Source organism: Ruegeria sp. AD91A (assembly GCF_003443535.1).
Classification (GTDB): Bacteria; Pseudomonadota; Alphaproteobacteria; order Rhodobacterales; family Rhodobacteraceae; genus Ruegeria.
In genome coordinates, this window is sequence record NZ_CP031946.1 from 1424602 (window position 1) to 1443627 (window position 19026).

Below are 19026 nucleotides of genomic sequence, written 5' to 3' on the forward strand. Positions count from 1 at the left end.
GGAGGAGACCATGAAAGCCTTTCTTGCCGCAGTCGCCGCAATGGTCGTCATTGCAGTAGCAGCGCCTTTTGTGCTGGAGCAGATCGGATTCAGCGCCGCCGACGCCACGTCCGGCTCTGCCGTGCGCCTCGACTGAATGTCGCAATACCTGACCACCCGCGAACTGGCCGATCTGCTGCGCATTGGCGAGCGCAAAGCCTATGATCTCGCCTCGTCAGGCGAGGTGCCCTGCGTGCGCGCCATGGGCAAACTGCTGTTCCCGCGCGCCGAGGTTCTTGCCTGGCTCAACGCTTCGCGATCCGGTCCACAGGTTGCCGAACCGCCCCTGCCCCAGATTGTTGCCGGCAGCCACGATCCCCTGTTGGACTGGGCGCTGCGCGAAAGCGGTTCGGGGCTTGCCACCTATTACGACGGTTCTTTTGACGGGCTGACAAGGCTGAGTGAACGCAACGCACAGGCTGCGGTGTTGCACATCCACGAAGATGGAGGGTTCAACAAAGACTCTCTTCGGGGCGCCCTTGGCGAAGCACCGGTGATCCTGTACGAAGTCGCCCGGCGCAAGCGCGGGCTGCTTCTTGCCCCGGGCGTATCGGATATCAGAACATTCGAAGATCTCAAGTCGCGCCGCCTAATCATGCGTCAGGACAGTGCAGCCAGCCAACGCCTGTTCGAAACACAGCTTGAAGCACATGGCATGTGCCGAGACGATCTGGACGTAATCCCCGGCTGCGCACGCACCGAAGAGGAACTGGCCATCGCCCTTCACGACCAAAAGGCCGAGGTTGGCTTTGGGTTGGGTGCTTTGGCAGGGCTTTACAACCTGGGTTTCGTCCCCACCCATTCCGAGAGGCTGGATTTGGCGATTTGGCGCAGGTCATATTTTGATCCGCCAATGCAAAAACTGATAACGCTGCTGCGTTCGGATCAATTTGCGCAAAGGGCCCGTGAATTCGGTGGCTACGACCTGTCAGGCCTGGGCACGATACACCACAACGGTGCCAGCGGGTGAACCATCACCCACCTTGTTCCTTGTCATGGTACTTCTGCCGCAGGCCAGCTATTGGGCGTTCGGAAAGAACACCTGCTGCCCGTCCAGCCTGAACGACGCGATCGCCTCCTGCCCGTCCGGCCCCGTCAGCCAGTCGATAAAGCGTTGACCGGCAGCTGCCCGCACATGCGGGTGTTTTTCAGGATTCACGAGGATCACACCGTATTGATTGAACAGGCGCGGATCCCCCTCGACCAGAACGCCAAGGTTTCCCCGGTTTCCAAAAGACAACCACGTGGCCCGATCCGTCAGCGTATAGGCATCCATTCCACTGGCCACGTTCAGCGTCGCCCCCATACCAGATCCGGTCTCGCGATACCAAGCACCTGAAGCCTCGGCAGGGTCCAGCCCGGCCGCGGACCAATGGCCCAGCTCGGCCTTGTGCGTTCCGCTGTCGTCACCACGAGATGCAAACGGAACTTCCGCCTCGGCGATTCTTGAGAGCGCGCCCAACACATCGGTGCCGCCGCGAATTCCAGCAGGGTCAGACTTGGGGCCTATCAGAACGAAATCATTATACATCAGATCCTTCCGCTCCACGCCCCAACTGTCAGCAACGAACTTCTCCTCGGCCGGTTTGGAGTGAACCAAAAGAACATCCCCGTCCCCGTTGATGGCGTTGCGAATGGCCTGACCGGTGCCCACTGCCACAACACGGACATCGATACCTGATTCGGCTTCGAACCACGGCAGGATGTAATCCAACAGTCCCGAGTTCTGCGTTGACGTTGTCGACTGCACCACAATAAATGGTTCTTCTGCTGAAACCGCGCTGGTCAACAGGCCCAAAGCTATCACCGCTGCCCGAATTGGTTTCCGGAACATCACACTCTCCTCTTTCTCTTTTTCAGGTAACCAATCCGCCCGCCAAATAGCGGCGCGACGCATCGCTTTCGGGAGAATCCAAAACCTGTTTTGCCGCACCGTGTTCCACGACATGTCCGCCCTGCATCATGACCACGTCCGAGGCCAAACGGCGTGCCTGACCGATATCATGCGTCACCATCACGATCCGCACAGCCCGAGCCGAAGCCCGTAATATCATTCGTTCAATCATCTGGGTCGCGCTTGGATCCAGTGCGCTGGTGGGCTCGTCCAGAAACAAAGTCTCGGGGCTCAATGCCAGCGCCCGTAGAATCGCCAACCGCTGCGCCTCCCCTCCGGACAATGATCGCGCGGGTTGTCTGGCCTTGCCGTCCAGCCCGCCTTCGGTCAGCAATTCGGCGATGCGGGCCTTTCGTGCCGTTCGCCCCATGCCTTGACGCTTTAGAACGAAGTCAAGGTTTGCCGCAACTGATCGACGCAGCAGAACCGGTTTCTGAAACACCATGGCCTGGCGGGCTTTTTGTGCCGCGCCAAGCGGTTTTCCATCCTGGACGACCTGCCCCCGATCCGGAGTGATCAGCCCGTGCAGACAGCGCAGCAACAGGCTTTTGCCTGCACCGTTGGGGCCAAGGATCAAGGTTGGCCCCGGCCCATCCAATACCAATGACGAGACGTCCAACAACGCCTTGCCACTACTGCGGATTTGCAGGTTCTCGACCTTCAGGCAATTCACCATGTCGCATAGCAGGTCACGCATGGCGCACCCCCTCCTGTTCGGCCCGCAGGCTGACCGCGCTCACCATCGCGTTCACGGCCACCGCTATCCCGATCAGGATTGCCCCCAAGGCCAGTGCCAGCGCCAGATTTCCCTTCGAGGTTTCCAGCGCGATGGTTGTGGTCATCACGCGCGTAACATGGTTGATGTTGCCGCCCACAATGATCACCGCGCCCACCTCGGCAATGGCGCGCCCAAACCCCGCAAGCAAGGCCGTGACCAATGCCAGCCGTGCATCCCACAGCAGCACAGGTACCGATGCAAGCCGTGACACGCCCAGTGATCGCAACTGTTCAGAGTACTCCTCGGCCAGCATTTCAACCACCTGTCGGGTCAGCGCGGCAACAATAGGAGTGACCAACACGACCTGAGCGATGATCATGGCCGTCGGGGTATACAAAAGCTCGAGCACACCCAGCGGGCCAGAACGGGACAGCATCAGATAGACCAGCAACCCCACAACCACGGGTGGGAACCCCATCAAGGCGTTCATCAGAACGATCAGCATCCGCCGTCCCGGAAACCGGGCCACAGCCAAAGAAGCACCGACAGGCATGCCAATCAGGGCAGAAATCAAAACCGCAAACACGGATACTTTAAGGGACAACAGCACAATCGCCCAAAGCTCTGAGTCTCCCTCAAAGATCAGAGCGATCGCAGAACTGAATTCTGATGCAAATCCCTGCATTTTTTTCCACTTTTTCTGCATTCCGTACGAAATGCGCTCTTTTACAAGCAAATACTACTCTGTTTTTGGTTTGAGTACAGACACATATCCGGCATTCTAAATGAAAAACGCGGCCCCGATTGGGACCGCGTCTCAATTCGTGAATAGAGGGCAGAAGTTAATTCAGCGCAGCTTCGGTGATCTGATGCGTCCAAGCCCCTTCGGGCTTTTTGGTGATAACCGGATCGGACCCGCCTGCCAGCAGAGTGTTGACAGTGCGGTCGAAATCAGCCGGGTCCAGCGCTCCGTTCGACCCTGCGGTCAACTTGGCGATCTCACCCATCATACGCTTTTGGTGTTCTTCCGTCTGGGCACCGGTTGCATCGTTTTCCAAAACGATTTCCGCCGCTTCGTCAGGATTCTCCTCCGCATATTTCCAACCCTTCATCGACGCGCGAACGAACCGCTCCATCTTGCCAGTGAAGGCCGCATCGCTCAGGTTCTCTTCCAGAACGTAAAGACCATCTTCCAGCGTCGCCACGCCCTGGTCTTCGTACTTGAAGGTCACCAGTTCATCCGGGCCGACACCGGCATCAATGACCTGCCAGTATTCATTGTAGGTCATGGTGCTGATGCAATCCGCCTGACGCTGAAGCAACGGGTCCACGTTAAAGCCCTGCTTCAGAACTTCCACGCCGTTTTCGCCTTTGCCATCAGTGCTGATGCCCAACTGGCTCATCCAGCTCATGAACGGAAACTCGTTGCCAAAGAACCAGACACCCAGCGTGCGGTTCTTGAGGTCCTCGGGCGACGAGATCCCGGCGTCTTTCCAGCAGGTCAGCATCATGCCAGAGCTTTTGAACGGTTGAGCGATGTTCACCAGCGGCAGCCCTTTTTCACGAGCAGCAAGCGCGGCGGGCATCCATTCGACGGTGACATCAGCGCCACCGCCTGCAATCACTTGCGTCGGAGCGATGTCAGGTCCGCCGGGAAGAATGGTGACGTCCAACCCCTCTTCTTCGTAAAAGCCCTTGTCCTTGGCAACGTAGTAGCCCGCGAATTGTGCTTGCGTGACCCATTTCAGTTGCAATGTCACTTCGTCCGCAGCCAGCGCCGCACTGGCTGCCAGACCAAAGGCGGCAACCGCCCCGCTGAGTAGCTTGTTCATCTTCAATTCTCCTAGTTGCTTGTTGTGCCCCAATTTCGGGGTCTGTTGATTTCCTTGTTTTATCCGCGCTGTGACGGGTGCCAGAAGGTCACCACTTTTTCGATCCCCGCCACCAGACCATAAAAAGCTGTACCTGCGAGTGCCGCAACAACGATTTCGGCCCAGACCATGTCTAATGACAGTTGCCCGACGCTGGTAGATATCCGGAACCCCATACCAAGTGTCGGTGAACCGAAGAACTCAGCCACGATAGCGCCGATCAGCGCCAAAGTGGTGGAAATCTTCAGCCCGTTGAAAATGAAGGGCATCGCCGCAGGCAGTCGCAACTTCAAAAAGCTCTGCCAATAGGTTGCGGCATAAGTCTCCATCAGGTCGCGCTGCATCGAGGTGGCCTCACGCAGCCCGGCCACGGTGTTCACGAGCATCGGAAAGAACACCATCACAACCACTACCGCCGCTTTGGAATGCCAGTCAAACCCGAACCACATCACCAGAATGGGGGCGGTCCCGACAATCGGCAGGGCAGCCACGAAATTGCCGACCGGCAACAGGCCCAGACGCAGGAAATCCCAGCGATCCACCGCAATCGCCATCAGAAAGGCCGCAAAGCACCCGATTACATAGCCGCTTAACGCGCCCTTGATGATGGTCTGCACAAAGTCAGCCCACAGGATCGGAAGGCTGTCCGCAAACCGCACCGCAATCACCGATGGCGCTGGCAGGATGACCAGTGGAACCTCAAGGCCGCGCACCAAAAGTTCCCAGATCCCGATGACAGTCAGCCCAAAGATCAAGGGGGCCAGATACCGCACCATTCGGGTATCGGCGTAAGGCCCACTGGCCAACCGACTGTTCAACCACCAGCCAAAAAGCCAAAGCAGGATAGCACAGAAAACCAGCATCATTGCGCCATCCCCATCCGTTTCAGTACGGCCCGTTCAATCAGCCCCAGCAGCCCGACCAGGCACGCCGCCAGAATGGCTGCAGCAAACAGGGCCGACCAGATCTGTACCGTTTGCCCGTAATAGCTGCCGGCAAGCAACCGCGCGCCCAGACCTGCGACGGCGCCTGTCGGAAGCTCACCAACAATGGCACCGACCAGCGATGCAGCGATCCCAATCTTGAGCGACGTGAACAGATACGGCATCGACGCAGGCAATTGCAGCTTCCAGAAACCCTGAGACCGGCTTGCGTTATACGTCCGCAACAAGTCCAGTTGCATCGCATCAGGACTGCGCAATCCTTTGACCATGCCAACAACAACCGGGAAGAAACTCAGATAGGCCGATATGATCGCCTTGGGAATGATCCCTTGAATACCAATGGAGTACAGAACAACAATGATCATCGGCGCAAGCGCGATGATCGGAATAGTCTGACTCACAATCGCCCAGGGCATGACCGACAAATCCATCACGCGGCTATGCACGATCCCGACTGCGAGCAGAATGCCCAGCCCGGTGCCAATCGCAAATCCCAGCATCGTAGCACTCAGCGTGACCCAGCCGTGATAGATCAGCGACCGTTTCGAGGTGATCTTTTTCTGGACCGTCGTCTCCCACATCTCGATGGCGACCTGATGCGGGGCCGGCAGTCGAGGCCTGTCCTGTTCCCACGTGGCCGGGATGGCGAAGGCGTTGTTCAAAACAAGACCAACCTCGGACATGTCACGCCGGTCCTTGGCGGATGGCGGCTGCACCACGGCCCCCGCACGTTCCTGTTCGGTCAACACGCCCTTTATGTTCATCGGAATGCAGGCCACGTACCAGAACAGAACAATTGCGGCGACGACGGTGAATACGGCAATGACCTGCTTCATGCACGCCACTCCATCCTATAGACAGGCACGGTATCCGGCGGCACGGGGGGCTCTTCGGCCGTCACTTCGAACCCTTCGCGGCGATAAAAGCGTTGCGCCGATGTATTGGGCCGGTGCGTCGTCAGACAGAGAAAATCGCGGCCCTCTTTTGCTTTGTCGACAAAGCGCTTGCCGATACCCTGTCCCCTCCGGCCGCAATACAGCGCACCGATTTTGTTCTGTGCCGGGTCCACTGACATGTAGCAATCGACCGGATCACCGGCGACCCACATTTCACGGTCGTCGAATGCGTCGCTGATCAGTTTCGCCAGCTCTTCTACCGGCAGTTCATCGGGCATCCAGTCTGTTTGCGTGACCCAGTCATGAACAACCCTGGCGCAGGCTGGCACATCACCTGGAGCCGCGCGCCGGATCCTATCCGCATTCAGCTTAGTCGTCATTGGAATGCCCACCCCGCAAACCTTCCCGGACGCGATGCGCGACCTCAATGAACTCCGGAGTGTCACGAATATCCAGCGGCCGCTCCTTGGGCAACGGGCTGTCAATCACATCAGCAATCCGCCCAGGCCGCGGGCTCATCACCACGATCTTTGTGCTCAGGTAAACCGCCTCGGGAATGGAGTGTGTCACGAATCCGATCGTCTTTTCCGTCCGCGCCCAGAGCTCAAGAAGCTGCTCGTTCAGGTGGTCCCGCACGATCTCATCCAGCGCCCCGAACGGCTCGTCCATCAGCAGGATATCCGCATCGAAGGCAAGGGCACGCGCGATACTGGCCCTCTGCTGCATCCCGCCCGACAACTGCCAGGGAAACTTGCCGCCAAACCCTTCCAGATCAACAAGTTCCAGTACCCTCTTCACCTGCTCATCCTGTTCGACAGCGGTGAATCCCATTATCTCAAGAGGCAGTTTTATGTTCTTGGCAATTGTGCGCCAGGGATAAAGGCCCGCAGCCTGAAAGACATACCCGTACGCCCGGTTTCGACGCGCCTCATCGGGGGTCATGCCATTGACGGTCAGCGTCCCGCCCGTAGGTATCTCAAGGGCTGCGATGCAGCGCAGAAAGGTGGTTTTGCCACAACCGGACGGACCGATGAAACTGACGAAATCGCCCTTTTCAATTGTCAGGTTCACGTCCTTGAGGGCGTGTACTGGCCCATCGTTGGTCTGGAATGTCAGGTCTAGCTGCCTTGCCTCGATGACGGGCCGGGTCGTGCTTTCAGTGTTCATTTTATTGCCTTGAGAAGAGTGGTGCCAGGGCCGCCTGCAAGGCCGCCCTAACTGATCAAACACCGGTCGCCGGAATTCCCGTCCGCTCGACAGGCCTTGGGGCCGTCAGTTCTTTCCAGGTGCTCAGCGCCTTGTTGACGGTAGTGTTCGCCTCGCGCGCGACAAAGTCCCCATGACCTTCCTGCGTGCGGATTTCACCGTCATGCACCGCCACCTGTCCCCGAGTCAGGGTAAAGCGTGGCAGACCTTTGACCTCCTTGCCCTCAAACACGTTGTAGTCAATCGAGGATTGCTGGGAACCGGCACTGATCGTTTTGGATTTCTCAGGATCCCAAACGACAAGATCAGCATCTGCACCTACCAGAACTGCGCCCTTTTTAGGATAGCAATTCAAAATCTTGGCAATGTTTGTTGAAGTAACAGCTACGAATTCATTCGGCGTCAGGCGCCCTGTGTTGACCCCATGCGTCCACAGCATCGGCATCCGATCTTCCAGCCCGCCGGTGCCGTTCGGGATCTTGGTGAAATCCCCAACGCCAAAGCGTTTCTGTTCGGTTGTGAAGGCGCAATGATCGGTTGCAACCACGCTCAACGTTCCGGATTGCAGGCCGTTCCACAGACTGTCCTGATGCTGTTTGTTCCGGAACGGAGGGCTCATGACCCGTCGCGCCGCGTGGTCCCAATCCTGATTGAAGTATTCACTTTCGTCCAATGTCAGGTGCTGGATCAGGGGCTCTCCCCACACTCGCTTACCCTGCATTTTCGCCCGGCGGATAGCTTCATGCGCCTCTTCACACGAGGTGTGTACAACGTAAAGCGGCACACCCGCCATGTCCGCAATCATGATCGCCCGGTTGGTGGCTTCACCTTCCACCTGCGGCGGGCGCGAATACGCATGTGCTTCGGGGCCGGTGTTCCCTTCGGCAAGCAGCTTGGCACTCAGTTCTGCCACCACATCCCCGTTCTCGGCATGAACCAGGGCAGTACCGCCAAGCTCCGCAAGACGCTTGAACGAGGCGAACAGCTCATCATCATTCACCATCAGCGCACCCTTGTAGGCCATGAAATGTTTGAAGGTGTTGATACCGCGCGTCTCGATCACGGTTTTGATGTCGTCGAACACCTGTTCTCCCCACCAGGTCACCGCCATGTGGAACGAATAGTCACAATTCGCCCGTGTCGACTTGTTGTCCCAACGTTTCAGTGCATCCAGCAGGCTTTCACCAGGGTTGGGAAGAGCAAAATCGACAACCATCGTCGTACCGCCGGCCAAGGCCGCCCGCGTCCCGCTTTCAAAGTCATCGCTGGAATAAGTGCCCATGAACGGCATTTCGAGATGGGTATGGGGATCAATCCCGCCCGGCATCACAAAACAGCCGGTTGCGTCCAGCTCCTTATCCCCCGTCAGGTTCATACCGATTTCGGTGATCACGCCACCGTCGACCAATACGTCCGCCTTGTAAGTCAGGTCCGCAGTGACAACGGTTCCGTTTTTGATAACAGTACTCATTTTGAACTCCCTGATGCGGTCTACGCCGCTTGCTTCATCTGGCCAAAAATATCCCGGGGGAGTCGCCCTCGGGGCGACGGGGGCAGCGCCCCCTATTCCACGATTTTGGCAGTCTCGACCACGGCGTGCAGCAGAACATCCGCCCCGGCTGCCGCCCATTCCTTGCTGATTTCCTCGGCCTCGTTATGGCTCAGCCCATCAACACAGGGGCACATGACCATCGCGGTCGGAGCAACCCTGTTGATCCAACAGGCGTCATGCCCCGCACCCGAAATGATATCGGTGTGCGAATAGCCCAGCCGTTCGGCTGCGTTTCGCACGGCAGACACGCAAGCTTCGTCAAATTTCACCGGATCGAACCCACCGACTTTCTCGAATTCGATCTGAAGGCCCATCTCGTCAACGATATCCTCGGCAGCCATCCGCAGGCGGTTTTCCATGTCGGTGATCACCTCCAGCTCGGGCGAGCGGAAATCGACCGTAAACACCACCTTGCCCGGGATCACATTGCGTGAGTTCGGATAGACATCAATATGCCCCGCCGCACCCACCGCATGCGGAGCATGAGACCAGGCGATCTCGTCGACTTTTTCCAGGATCCGCGCCATGGCCAACCCGGCATTCTTGCGCATCGGCATCGGTGTCGATCCGGTATGAGCATCCTTGCCCGTTACCGTGATCTGCGTCCAACTCAGCCCCTGACCGTGGGTGACGACGCCGATATCGTTGCCTTCGGCTTCAAGGATCGGCCCCTGTTCGATATGCAACTCAAAGAACGCATGCATCTTGCGGGCGCCCACCTCTTCATCGCCTCGCCAGCCGATACGGTTCAACTCATCCCCGAACTTTTTGCCCTCAGCGTCTTCGCGGTTATATGCCCAATCCTGCGTGTGCATCCCTGCAAACACGCCCGAGGATAGCATAGCCGGTGCGTAACGCGTGCCTTCTTCGTTTGTCCAGTTGGTGGCGACGATCGGATGTTTTGTCTTGATCCCCAGGTCGTTCAGCGTCCGGATCAGTTCCAGCCCACCCAAGACACCCAGCACACCATCGTATTTACCGCCTGTAGGCTGCGTATCCAGATGCGATCCCACGTAAACCGGCAACGCGTCCGGGTCGGTGCCTTCGCGGAGGGCGAACATGTTGCCCATCTGATCGAGCCCCATGGTACAGCCCGCTTCCTCGCACCACTTCTGGAACAGGGCGCGGCCTTCCGCGTCTTCATCCGTCAGGGTCTGGCGATTGTTGCCACCGGCGACACCCGGGCCGATCTTGGCCAACTCCATCAGGCTGTCCCACAACCTGTCGCCATTGATCCTGAGATTCTGCGCCGGAGCTGCCATGTTCATCTTCCCTGTTTGCTTGCGATTTAGCTCGCTTTTGGTGTCTTGATTTGACCATATGGTCAAACTCACGCTATCACGGGTTCGGTATCAGTCAAGAATTTGCGCGGCACGGCTGAAATTTTCAGTGTATTCCGCACCTGTTCGACGAAAAAAGAGACACGTTGAAAACATGCCAAAAGACCGCGCACCGACTCGCATTCAGAAAAAGAACCGTGCTGCGATTCTAGAGGCTGCCTTGAATGTGTTTTCTGCTCACGGGTTTCGCGGAGCAACCGTTGATCAGATTGCGGCCGAAGCGGGTCTGAGCAAACCGAACCTGCTGTATTATTTCCCTTCAAAAGAGGCGATCCATACAGAGCTGCTTTCCGGGTTGTTAGAGACCTGGCTGGCCCCGCTGCACGACCTGGACGCAAACGGCGATCCAATGGAAGAAATCCTGGCATACATTCGGCGCAAGTTGCAGATGAGTCAGGAGTTACCACGCGAAAGCCGCCTTTTCGCCAACGAGCTTGTGCAGGGCGCGCCGCGCATTCATGATGCTTTGTCCAATGATCTCAAGGCACTGGTCGACGAAAAGACCACGATCCTTACCGGCTGGATGGATCAGGGAAAAATCGCACGAGTGCATCCCTACCACCTGATGTTTTCGATCTGGGCCTTGACACAGCACTATGCTGATTTCGATGTTCAGGTTCGTGCAATTCTGGGCAACGAAGATCCGTTCGAGGGCGCAGAAACCTTTGTTGATACGTTGTACCGAAAGCTTCTGAGCCCCTGAAAAAAGGGGCCGCAAAAACGGCCCCTTGACGATCTGTCGCAATCCCCTCATTCGGCCGCTTTGGCCATTGGGTTGTTCGGATGCGTCGTCCAGTTCGCATAAGTTGGCTGGACTTCTTTTCCGGTTCGGGGATCAACCTCGCCCGCTGCCATCGGCACCATATCGATGCAGCCTTCGATCGGGCAAACATCGACGCAGAGGTTACAGGCGACGCATTCGTCATCCATCACCTCGAAGACGCGGTCCTCGGACATGGAAATCGCCTGATGGCTGGTGTCTTCACAGGCCGCGTAACACCGGCCACACTTGATGCACTGATCCTGATCGATCTTGGCTTTGGCGATGAAGTTGAGGTTCAGATACTGCCAGTCGGTGACATTGGGCACCGCGCGCCCGATCACCTCGTCGACGCTTGAATATCCCTTTTCGTCCATCCATTCCGACAGACCCGCCGTCAGTTCGTCGATGATCTTGAAGCCATAGGTCATCGCGGCTGTACACACCTGAACGTTGCCACAGCCCAACGAGATGAACTCGGCCGCATCGCGCCATGTGGTGACGCCGCCGATGCCGGAAATGGGCAGGCCTCGCGTCGCCTCGGCCCGCGCGATCTCGGACACCATCGACAGGGCAATCGGCTTTACTGCCGGGCCGCAATACCCACCGTGACTACCCCTGCCGTCAATCGAAGGTTCAGGGCTGAACGTGTCCAGATTGACGCTGGTGATCGAATTGATTGTGTTGATCAGCGACACCGCATCCGCGCCGCCATTTCTGGCGGCCGCAGCCGGTTTACGGATGTCAGTTATGTTTGGCGTAAGCTTCACGATGACCGGGCGGTCATAGTATTTCTTGCACCAGCGTGTGACCATCTCGATATATTCAGGAACCTGCCCAACGGCCGAGCCCATACCGCGTTCGCTCATCCCATGCGGACAGCCGAAGTTCAGCTCGATCCCGTCGGCACCAGTCTCAGCCACACGCGGCAGTATCGCCTTCCACGCCTCTTCCTCGCATGGCACCATGATTGACGCGATCAGAGCACGGTCCGGGTAATCTGATTTGACCCGCGCCATTTCCTCAAGGTTTACCTCAAGCGGACGATCAGTGATCAGTTCAATATTGTTAAGGCCCAGCAATCTGCGATCAGCGCCATAAATTGCGCCATAACGCGGGCCATTCACGTTCACGACCGGAGGTCCCTCGGACCCAAGAGTTTTCCAGACAACGCCGCCCCATCCCGCTTCGAACGCGCGGCGAACGTTGTATTCCTTGTCCGTCGGCGGCGCAGAGGCCAGCCAGTACGGGTTGGGGCTGGAAATGCCCAGAAAGTTTGTCGTCAGATCGGCCATGGCTTCTCCCTTCCCGGCTCAGCCGGTTTTTTTGAATATCATTTCGGTCGGGCGAATGCGCCCGGCCTTGAGGTTTTTGACGTAGTTTTGGAACTTTTCGGGCGCCGTTTCGCCCATCATCAGGTGGATACCCAGCGGTGCTGGCCCGGTCTCGGCTATCTTGGCAAACACGTCCTCGAAGAATTGGATCGCAAACGCGGTGCGGTCTGTTTCGGTGACCAATTCAAGACCAGCCTTCTTTGCGGCGTCCTTATAGACATCCGGCGCGTGAACAAAGGAGGTTTCTGGCAAAGTGGACCAGGGAAGCGGAAAAGCCAGCGGCTCATCCACCTCTCCGCCCATGACGTCGAACAGGGCAAAGGTGCCTCCAGCGGCAAGTGCGCGCGATACTTCGGCGAACAGACCTGCCTTGTCTTCGATATTCATGCCCACATGCATCATGATGGCGAGGTCGAACCCCGCATCCGGCACAGGCATGTCCAGTGCACTGCCAACGTGAAAGCTGGCCTTTTCAGAATGACCGACCAGATCACTGAGCGCGGCGGCGGTTTCAACGAACTCTGGTGTCAGGTCGACCCCTGTTACCGTTGAATCATATTTGTCCACTATGTACCGGGATGTGCCTCCGATGCCGCATCCGACATCCAGAACACGTGTCGCATGGGTCGGCGAAAGCTGCGCAAACAGGTTGTCGGTTGCAAGAACGCCGCCTGTATGGAACTCATCCCCAGCCTTCAGATCAGCGACCGTGGCCGCATCCGGGTCGATGCCGCTGGCCTCCAGTGCCGCGCGGACGCGTTCGGTCAGTGCACCGGTAGTGTAATGTTGAGCAACAGCTTGTTCGATCTGGGACATGGGAATACCTCAGCAGCGAAAGGAATGGGGTGAATACCCCACCCTATCACGAAAAGAGCGTCGCGTGGATGTCCATCGCTGCGTCCCGGCCCTCAGCAACAGCGGTTACGGTCAGGTCTTCCCCTCCCGAGGCGCAGTCGCCACCAGCCCAGGTACCGGCCACGGAGGTTCGGCCAGCCCCGCTGACGGCTATCTTGTTGCCGTCCAGCGTCAGCCCGTCCGGTGTGCCTTCCAGCGTCTGCCCAATAGCCTTGAGCACTTGATCTGCTGGCAGGCGGATCATCTCTCCGGTTCCAGTGAGCTGACCGTTCTGGCTGGATGTATATTCCAACTCAATCTCGGCCGCTGCACCATTGCCGTGTACGGCCACTGGCTGAACATTTGTCAAAATCCGAACACCGTGCGACGCTGCCAGATCCTGCTCGTACCGGCTGGCCCCCATAGCGTCGCGGCCACGACGATAGGCAATGGTCACATGTTCCGCGCCCAGAAGCTTGGACTTCACAGCAGCATCCACCGCGGTCATGCCTCCGCCGATAACGACCACATTCCGCCCAACGGGCAGATTGGCAAGGTCACTGGCCTGCCGCACGTCCGAGATGAAATCGACCGCAGCCCGTACTCCGTCTTTATCGACACCGCCTGCACGCAGGGCGTTGACGCCAGCAAGACCAATGGACAGAAACACCGCGTCGTAGTTTTCGACCAGCCCATCCAATGAGATGCTTTCGCCCAAAACCGAACCGGTCTCGATTGCAATCCCGCCGATTTTCAGCAGCCAGTCCACCTCGGCCTGTGCAAAATCGTTGGTCGATTTGTAGGCCGCAATACCGTATTCATTCAGGCCGCCGGGTTTGGGCTTGCTTTCATGGATCACCACATCATGGCCCAGCATGGCCAGCCGGTGGGCGCATGCCAGACCCGCAGGCCCAGCCCCCACAACCGCAACTGTCTTACCGGTCGAAGGCGCACGTTCGAACGGATGCACACCCGAGGCCATGATTTCATCGGTGGCAAAACGTTGCAGGCGCCCGATTTCAACCGGTTTGCCTTCGGCGGCTTCGCGAACACAGGCCTCTTCGCACAGTGTTTCGGTTGGACAGACCCGAGCGCACATTCCGCCCAGAATGTTCTGTTCCAGGATCGTGCGCCCTGCTGATTGCGGTTGACCGGCTTGAATCTGGCGAATGAACAACGGGATATCGATATCCGTTGGACAGGCCGTAACGCATGGTGCGTCGTAGCAAAAATAACAGCGATCTGCGGCTACTGCGGCCTCATGCTGCGCAAGTGGCGGATGCAGATCGGTGAAATTTGAGGTCAGCTCATCGCTTGAAAGCCGCCCGGCTACGATACCGGGTGCCATCTGGCCCTGTGCCATCACTCTACTCCCTGTAGATATGTTTGTTATGCTCTCAGCTTGCCACAAATAAATTTTTTATCAATTGGTAAAATTTGTCAAATGATCAAAAAATGACAAGCCCAGTCAAAACACCTGCATTCTCAGGCGCTTCACCCGCGAACTGAACACAAAAAACGACGTATAACTGGGGCAGGTGTTCGGATTTGACAGAAATACACCCGCCTTCAGGCTGTGCGGGGATCAAAAAAACGGCCCACTGAGCATGGCACGTCGCCGATTTCTCCCTTCCATATGGACTGTGAAACCCTCGAGATGTCTGCAAAGACCACCTTGCGCGAACCCTTCCTCGGCCCGGTGAAGGGAATGACATAGATGATGAAAAATCAAACTATCGGCTTTTGACGCCCCACTCCGCTTGCTGTAATCCGGACCAAGGGTGCCGGTTCCGGCAGCTTTCAGGAATGGGCACAGATGCAGGCAAGTTCTCAGAATTTCAACATCGCGGTTGTCGGGCAAAACAACCGCCTGCAATACGAGGCCCTGTTGTTCGCGGCCTCGCTTCGCCATTGCTCACCTGAGTTCAAGGGCAGGTTGTTTGTCGCCACACCCAACCCGGGCCCGCGCTGGAAGCACGACCCCAGCATTCAGGACGAGGACGTTCTGAGGGCCCTGAACCAGTTGGATGTCGAAATCCTGCCATTCGACTCGCATGTTTTTGGTGAAAGCTACCCTTATGGCAACAAGATCGAGGCTTTGTTGGCCCTGCCGGAAGGTGAACCCTTTGTGTTCTTCGATACGGACACGCTGATCACCGGTGACATCACAAGCGTTCCGTTCGATTTCGACCGCCCCGGAGCCTCATTGAAGGTCGAGGGCACGTGGCCAAAGCCGACGCTGTACGGCCCCGGCTTTGACGGTATCTGGCGGGCGCTTTATGCGCGCTTCGGGCTGGATTTCGAAAGCTCGGTGGATCCGGACCAACCCGATGGTTACTGGCGGCGCTACCTTTACTTCAACGCGGGTTACTTCTTTTACAAATGCCCCAGGATTTTCGGTGAACGGTACCTGGACTACGCAAGAACTATCCGAGATGAAAACATTCCCGAATTGACGGGCCAGAACCTTGACCCATGGCTGGATCAGGCGGCCCTGCCGCTGGTCATTCATTCTTTCGGCGGCGGGCGGGATGCTTTGCCTGACGGGCTTCTGGACGGTTCCGTCAGCTGCCACTATCGCCTGTTCCCTTTGCTTTATGCCCGCGAAAGCGATCACGTGATCGATGTGCTGGAAACCGTCGTGGCCCCCAACAAGATCAAAAAAGTGCTCAAACAGTATGATCCGCTGAAAAAGCTGGTTCTTCAGGGGAAAGGCGCGAAAATCCGCGGCCTGTTTGATCAGGACAACCTGCCGCGACGGGAGCAGGCGCTGCGCAACGCGATCAAAAGCAAAGGCCTCTGGCTGCGCTGACAGGATCGTTGTGCGCAGGCGGGCAATGGCCTACAGATTCCGCAAGACAGATACCAACAGGAGATTTTCAAGATGTCTGACGGCCCGACCTACGGTTTCGACACATTGCAAATTCATGCGGGCGCCCGCCCCGACCCGGCGACCGGAGCGCGCCAGACACCGATTTATCAGACAACTGCCTATGTGTTCCGCGATGCGGACCACGCAGCGGCCTTGTTCAACCTGCAAGAGGTGGGCTTTATCTATTCCCGCCTGACCAACCCAACCGTCGCCGTTCTGCAGGAACGCGTGGCGACGCTTGAGGGCGGCGTCGGCGCAGTCTGCTGCTCGTCCGGGCATGCAGCACAGATCATGGCGCTGTTCCCGTTGATGGGACCGGGTTGCAACGTTGTCGCCTCGACCCGTCTGTATGGCGGCACGGTCACGCAGTTCAGCCAGACGATCAAACGTTTTGGCTGGTCGGCAAAATTCGTAGACACCGATGATCTGGATGCCGTGAAAGCTGCCATCGACGAAAACACCCGCGCGGTTTTCTGCGAATCCATCGCCAACCCTGGCGGTTATGTGACTGATGTCCGTGCGTTGGCAGACGTTTCTGATGCTGCGGGCATCCCGCTGATCGTCGACAACACCTCAGCCACGCCTTACCTGTGCCGCCCGATTGAGCACGGTGCGACGCTGGTTGTGCATTCGACCACCAAGTACCTGACCGGCAACGGCACTGTCACTGGCGGGTGCATCGTGGATTCGGGCACGTTCGACTGGTCCGCGAATGACAAATTCCCGTCACTGAGCGAACCTGAACCAGCGTATCACGGCCTGAAGTTCCACGAGACCTTTGGCCCGCTGGCCTTCACGTTCCACGGTATTGCCATTGGCCTGCGCGATCTGGGTATGACAATGAACCCACAGGCAGCCCATTACACGCTGATGGGAATCGAAACACTGTCGCTGCGGATGGAGCGTCACGTTGAAAACGCCCAGAAAATCGCTGCGTGGCTGGAAGCGGATGACCGGGTGGAATACGTCACCTATGCGGGATTGCCGTCATCGCCTTACAAGGACCGGGTCAAGTCACAATATCCACGTGGCGCCGGTGCATTGTTCACCTTTGCGGTGAAGGGTGGCTATGACGCCTGTATCAAACTGGTCAACGCCCTTGAGATTTTCAGCCATGTGGCCAATCTGGGTGACGCACGCTCGCTGATCATTCACTCGGCCTCGACCACCCACCGACAACTGACGCCGGAACAGCAGGAGGCTGCCGGCGCAGGTCCGGGCGTGGTGCGTGTTTCCATCGGGATCGAGGACGTGAACGATCTGATCGCGGATCTTGATCAAGCTCTGGCTAAAGCCAGCGCCTGACGATGACCGGGCACGACACAAACGACCTTGGCCAGCCCATCGGTTTACCGGTTTCGGGTGAATTTCCGCGCCCGACACCGCCGTATACACCGATGGAAGGACAGTATTGTTCTGTCGTGCCACTTGATGTGAACAGACATGCGCCCGGACTGTTCCGGGCGTTTGCAAATGACAGGGATGGTCGTAACTGGACATACCTGCCCTATGGCCCGTTTGACAGTGAGCCGCAGTTTGAAGACTGGGTCCGTGCCAACTGCATGGATGCGGACCCGATGTTTCATACTGTATTGGATGCGGACGAGGTGCCGGTGGGCATGGCATCTTATCTGAGGATCGAACCCGCAGCTGGCGCCATCGAAGTTGGGCATATCCACTTTTCCCCGCTGCTGCAGCGCAAGCCGCAATCGACAGAGGTCATGTACCTCATGATGAAGCGGGTTTTCGACGAGCTTGGCTATCGCCGGTATGAGTGGAAATGTGATGCGCTGAATGCACCGTCACGCAGTGCCGCTGAACGGCTGGGATTTACTTTCGAAGGGGTGTTCCGGCAGGCGACCCATTACAAGGGCCGCAACAGGGACACGGCATGGTACGCGATCATCGACAGTGAATGGCCGCGCATCCGCGATGCATTCGAATCCTGGCTGTCGCCCGACAATTTTGACAGCAAGGGCCAGCAGCGTAAACCGCTGATGGCCCGCGCGAAAGTTTGATCTTATTCCGAAATCTCGAATTCCATCGAGACACTGACGGAAACCGAGACCTCTCCGCCTGCAACGGGAACACCACCCGCATCCGCCATGCTCATGGCGCGCATTTCGGCCATCGGACGGATACCGGCCGTTTGTTCGGATATGGATTGAACCGGGCCGAGCGTTACGCCCGCTGACTGCGCCAACTGTTCTGCCTTGGCAGTGGCTTCACCGACGGCTTTGGCGCGGGCTTGCGCCTCGATCGGTTTAGGATCCTGTACGCCAAAGCTCAAGCCCCCGAAATCATTGGCGCCGTCCTGAATGACCGCGTCCATGATTTTCCCCAATTGGGTCAGGTCGCGCACGCGCACAAACACGCGGTTGGACGCTGTAAAGCCGGTGATTTCAGGCTTCTCCCCACTCTGTCCATGACGACCCGACCAAACGGGCGACAATGACAGGTCCCGTGTCTGGACGTCACGATCTTCGATACCCATCTCGGTCAGGCGCGCCAGGACTTTGGAAACGGCATCCGACGTTGCCTGCATCGCAGCCGAGGCTTCTGCGTTTTCGTTTGTTACGCCCAGCGTGATCGTCGCCATATCGGGTGCGACCTGCACAGTCCCGGTTGCATCAACGTTGATGCGACGTTCTTCCGCATGGGCTGCTCCAGCGGCCGTTGCCGCCATCATCGCGGCCAGAAAAGCGAATGTCTTCAAGGTTATCACTCCAAGTTGTTCTGTTCCAAGATGGGTTGGCAGGGCTTGGC

General features: G+C 57.7%; 20 protein-coding genes. 6 read left to right on the forward strand and 14 right to left on the reverse strand.

The window, feature by feature from the left end:
* The first annotated feature begins 10 nt into the window (after positions 1–10).
* Complete coding sequence (locus D1823_RS22225) at positions 11–136, forward strand: hypothetical protein (protein WP_256369669.1); 126 nt, start codon at positions 11–13, stop codon at positions 134–136.
* Entirely contained in the window at positions 137–1009 is an 873-nt protein-coding gene (locus D1823_RS07140) for a helix-turn-helix transcriptional regulator (RefSeq protein ID WP_117869259.1), read from the forward strand.
* A 48-nt stretch (positions 1010–1057) separates the two neighbouring features.
* Here D1823_RS07140 and D1823_RS07145 read toward each other — a convergent pair whose 3' ends face one another.
* The 10 genes from D1823_RS07145 to D1823_RS07190 all read right to left on the reverse strand — a co-directional run bounded on the left by D1823_RS07145 (position 1058) and on the right by D1823_RS07190 (position 10382).
* On the reverse strand, positions 1058–1873 hold the full coding sequence (locus tag D1823_RS07145; protein ID WP_117869260.1) for a substrate-binding domain-containing protein: 816 nt from the start codon (positions 1871–1873) through the stop codon (positions 1058–1060).
* Between the two features lie 22 nt (positions 1874–1895).
* Positions 1896–2630 (reverse strand): ATP-binding cassette domain-containing protein, encoded by a 735-nt coding sequence (locus tag D1823_RS07150; protein ID WP_117869261.1) that lies wholly within the window; start codon positions 2628–2630, stop codon positions 1896–1898.
* Entirely contained in the window at positions 2623–3336 is a 714-nt protein-coding gene (locus D1823_RS07155) for an ABC transporter permease (protein ID WP_117869262.1), read from the reverse strand. Before D1823_RS07155 ends, D1823_RS07150 begins: the two co-directional genes overlap by 8 nt.
* Positions 3337–3493: 157 nt before the next feature.
* Complete coding sequence (locus D1823_RS07160) at positions 3494–4483, reverse strand: ABC transporter substrate-binding protein (protein ID WP_117869263.1); 990 nt, start codon at positions 4481–4483, stop codon at positions 3494–3496.
* A gap of 59 nt (positions 4484–4542) precedes the next feature.
* A complete protein-coding gene (locus D1823_RS07165; protein ID WP_117869264.1) occupies positions 4543–5388 on the reverse strand; it encodes an ABC transporter permease in 846 nt (281 codons plus the stop codon).
* Positions 5385–6302: an ABC transporter permease gene (locus D1823_RS07170; protein ID WP_117869265.1), complete on the reverse strand. Its 918-nt coding sequence runs from the start codon at positions 6300–6302 to the stop codon at positions 5385–5387. The genes D1823_RS07165 and D1823_RS07170 overlap by 4 nt, the downstream gene beginning before the upstream one ends.
* Entirely contained in the window at positions 6299–6742 is a 444-nt protein-coding gene (locus D1823_RS07175) for a GNAT family N-acetyltransferase (RefSeq protein ID WP_162896779.1), read from the reverse strand. The genes D1823_RS07170 and D1823_RS07175 overlap by 4 nt, the downstream gene beginning before the upstream one ends.
* Positions 6732–7529 (reverse strand): ABC transporter ATP-binding protein, encoded by a 798-nt coding sequence (locus tag D1823_RS07180; protein WP_117869266.1) that lies wholly within the window; start codon positions 7527–7529, stop codon positions 6732–6734. Before D1823_RS07180 ends, D1823_RS07175 begins: the two co-directional genes overlap by 11 nt.
* A 55-nt stretch (positions 7530–7584) precedes the next feature.
* A complete protein-coding gene (hydA, locus tag D1823_RS07185; protein ID WP_117869267.1) occupies positions 7585–9039 on the reverse strand; it encodes a dihydropyrimidinase in 1455 nt (484 codons plus the stop codon).
* Positions 9040–9131: 92 nt separating this feature from the next.
* Entirely contained in the window at positions 9132–10382 is a 1251-nt protein-coding gene (locus D1823_RS07190; RefSeq protein ID WP_117869268.1) for a Zn-dependent hydrolase, read from the reverse strand.
* Positions 10383–10554: 172 nt separating this feature from the next.
* Here D1823_RS07190 and D1823_RS07195 point away from each other — a divergent pair, with 172 nt between their 5' ends.
* Positions 10555–11163, forward strand: coding sequence for a TetR family transcriptional regulator C-terminal domain-containing protein (locus D1823_RS07195; protein ID WP_117869269.1), 609 nt, complete (start codon positions 10555–10557; stop codon positions 11161–11163).
* Positions 11164–11210: 47 nt separating this feature from the next.
* Here the strand turns inward: D1823_RS07195 and preA are convergent, their stop codons facing one another.
* From preA to D1823_RS07210, 3 genes are read right to left on the reverse strand one after another with little or no spacing between them, the layout of a single operon-like run.
* Positions 11211–12515: an NAD-dependent dihydropyrimidine dehydrogenase subunit PreA gene (gene preA / locus D1823_RS07200; RefSeq protein WP_117869270.1), complete on the reverse strand. Its 1305-nt coding sequence runs from the start codon at positions 12513–12515 to the stop codon at positions 11211–11213.
* Between the two features lie 18 nt (positions 12516–12533).
* Positions 12534–13370 (reverse strand): methyltransferase domain-containing protein, encoded by an 837-nt coding sequence (locus D1823_RS07205; RefSeq protein WP_117869271.1) that lies wholly within the window; start codon positions 13368–13370, stop codon positions 12534–12536.
* Between the two features lie 46 nt (positions 13371–13416).
* The gene (locus D1823_RS07210; protein ID WP_117869272.1) at positions 13417–14751 is read right to left on the reverse strand and encodes an NAD(P)-dependent oxidoreductase; all 1335 of its coding nucleotides are present in this window, start codon (positions 14749–14751) and stop codon (positions 13417–13419) included.
* A gap of 453 nt (positions 14752–15204) precedes the next feature.
* Between D1823_RS07210 and D1823_RS07215 the strand changes: the two genes are divergently transcribed.
* From D1823_RS07215 to D1823_RS07225, 3 genes are all read left to right on the forward strand, one after another.
* Entirely contained in the window at positions 15205–16200 is a 996-nt protein-coding gene (locus D1823_RS07215; protein WP_117869273.1) for a hypothetical protein, read from the forward strand.
* Between the two features lie 72 nt (positions 16201–16272).
* A complete protein-coding gene (locus tag D1823_RS07220; RefSeq protein ID WP_117869274.1) occupies positions 16273–17565 on the forward strand; it encodes an O-acetylhomoserine aminocarboxypropyltransferase/cysteine synthase family protein in 1293 nt (430 codons plus the stop codon).
* 2 nt (positions 17566–17567) lie between these two features.
* Positions 17568–18278 carry a GNAT family N-acetyltransferase gene (locus D1823_RS07225; protein ID WP_117869275.1) on the forward strand — a complete coding sequence of 237 codons (711 nt, stop codon included), beginning with the start codon at positions 17568–17570 and terminating at the stop codon, positions 18276–18278.
* A gap of 2 nt (positions 18279–18280) precedes the next feature.
* On the opposite strand, the gene D1823_RS07230 is transcribed toward D1823_RS07225, so the two are convergent.
* A complete protein-coding gene (locus D1823_RS07230) occupies positions 18281–18976 on the reverse strand; it encodes an SIMPL domain-containing protein (RefSeq protein WP_162896780.1) in 696 nt (231 codons plus the stop codon).
* Positions 18977–19026 lie beyond the last annotated feature (50 nt).

What these genes read in the sequence shown, in the direction of transcription:
- D1823_RS07150 (WP_117869261.1), bottom strand. Translation starts at nt 2,630, where the DNA reads ATGCGTGACCTGCTATGCGACATGGTGAATTGCCTGAAGGTCGAGAAC.
- D1823_RS07175 (WP_162896779.1), bottom strand. Translation starts at nt 6,742, where the DNA reads ATGACGACTAAGCTGAATGCGGATAGGATCCGGCGCGCGGCTCCAGGT.
- D1823_RS07180 (WP_117869266.1), bottom strand. Translation starts at nt 7,529, where the DNA reads ATGAACACTGAAAGCACGACCCGGCCCGTCATCGAGGCAAGGCAGCTA.
- D1823_RS07205 (WP_117869271.1), bottom strand. Translation starts at nt 13,370, where the DNA reads ATGTCCCAGATCGAACAAGCTGTTGCTCAACATTACACTACCGGTGCA.
- hydA (WP_117869267.1), bottom strand. Translation starts at nt 9,039, where the DNA reads ATGAGTACTGTTATCAAAAACGGAACCGTTGTCACTGCGGACCTGACT.
- D1823_RS07165 (WP_117869264.1), bottom strand. Translation starts at nt 5,388, where the DNA reads ATGATGCTGGTTTTCTGTGCTATCCTGCTTTGGCTTTTTGGCTGGTGG.
- D1823_RS07170 (WP_117869265.1), bottom strand. Translation starts at nt 6,302, where the DNA reads ATGAAGCAGGTCATTGCCGTATTCACCGTCGTCGCCGCAATTGTTCTG.
- D1823_RS07160 (WP_117869263.1), bottom strand. Translation starts at nt 4,483, where the DNA reads ATGAACAAGCTACTCAGCGGGGCGGTTGCCGCCTTTGGTCTGGCAGCC.
- preA (WP_117869270.1), bottom strand. Translation starts at nt 12,515, where the DNA reads ATGGCCGATCTGACGACAAACTTTCTGGGCATTTCCAGCCCCAACCCG.
- D1823_RS07190 (WP_117869268.1), bottom strand. Translation starts at nt 10,382, where the DNA reads ATGGCAGCTCCGGCGCAGAATCTCAGGATCAATGGCGACAGGTTGTGG.
- D1823_RS07215 (WP_117869273.1), top strand. Translation starts at nt 15,205, where the DNA reads ATGCAGGCAAGTTCTCAGAATTTCAACATCGCGGTTGTCGGGCAAAAC.
- D1823_RS07210 (WP_117869272.1), bottom strand. Translation starts at nt 14,751, where the DNA reads ATGGCACAGGGCCAGATGGCACCCGGTATCGTAGCCGGGCGGCTTTCA.
- D1823_RS07140 (WP_117869259.1), top strand. Translation starts at nt 137, where the DNA reads ATGTCGCAATACCTGACCACCCGCGAACTGGCCGATCTGCTGCGCATT.
- D1823_RS07225 (WP_117869275.1), top strand. Translation starts at nt 17,568, where the DNA reads ATGACCGGGCACGACACAAACGACCTTGGCCAGCCCATCGGTTTACCG.
- D1823_RS07220 (WP_117869274.1), top strand. Translation starts at nt 16,273, where the DNA reads ATGTCTGACGGCCCGACCTACGGTTTCGACACATTGCAAATTCATGCG.
- D1823_RS07195 (WP_117869269.1), top strand. Translation starts at nt 10,555, where the DNA reads ATGCCAAAAGACCGCGCACCGACTCGCATTCAGAAAAAGAACCGTGCT.
- D1823_RS22225 (WP_256369669.1), top strand. Translation starts at nt 11, where the DNA reads ATGAAAGCCTTTCTTGCCGCAGTCGCCGCAATGGTCGTCATTGCAGTA.
- D1823_RS07145 (WP_117869260.1), bottom strand. Translation starts at nt 1,873, where the DNA reads ATGTTCCGGAAACCAATTCGGGCAGCGGTGATAGCTTTGGGCCTGTTG.
- D1823_RS07155 (WP_117869262.1), bottom strand. Translation starts at nt 3,336, where the DNA reads ATGCAGGGATTTGCATCAGAATTCAGTTCTGCGATCGCTCTGATCTTT.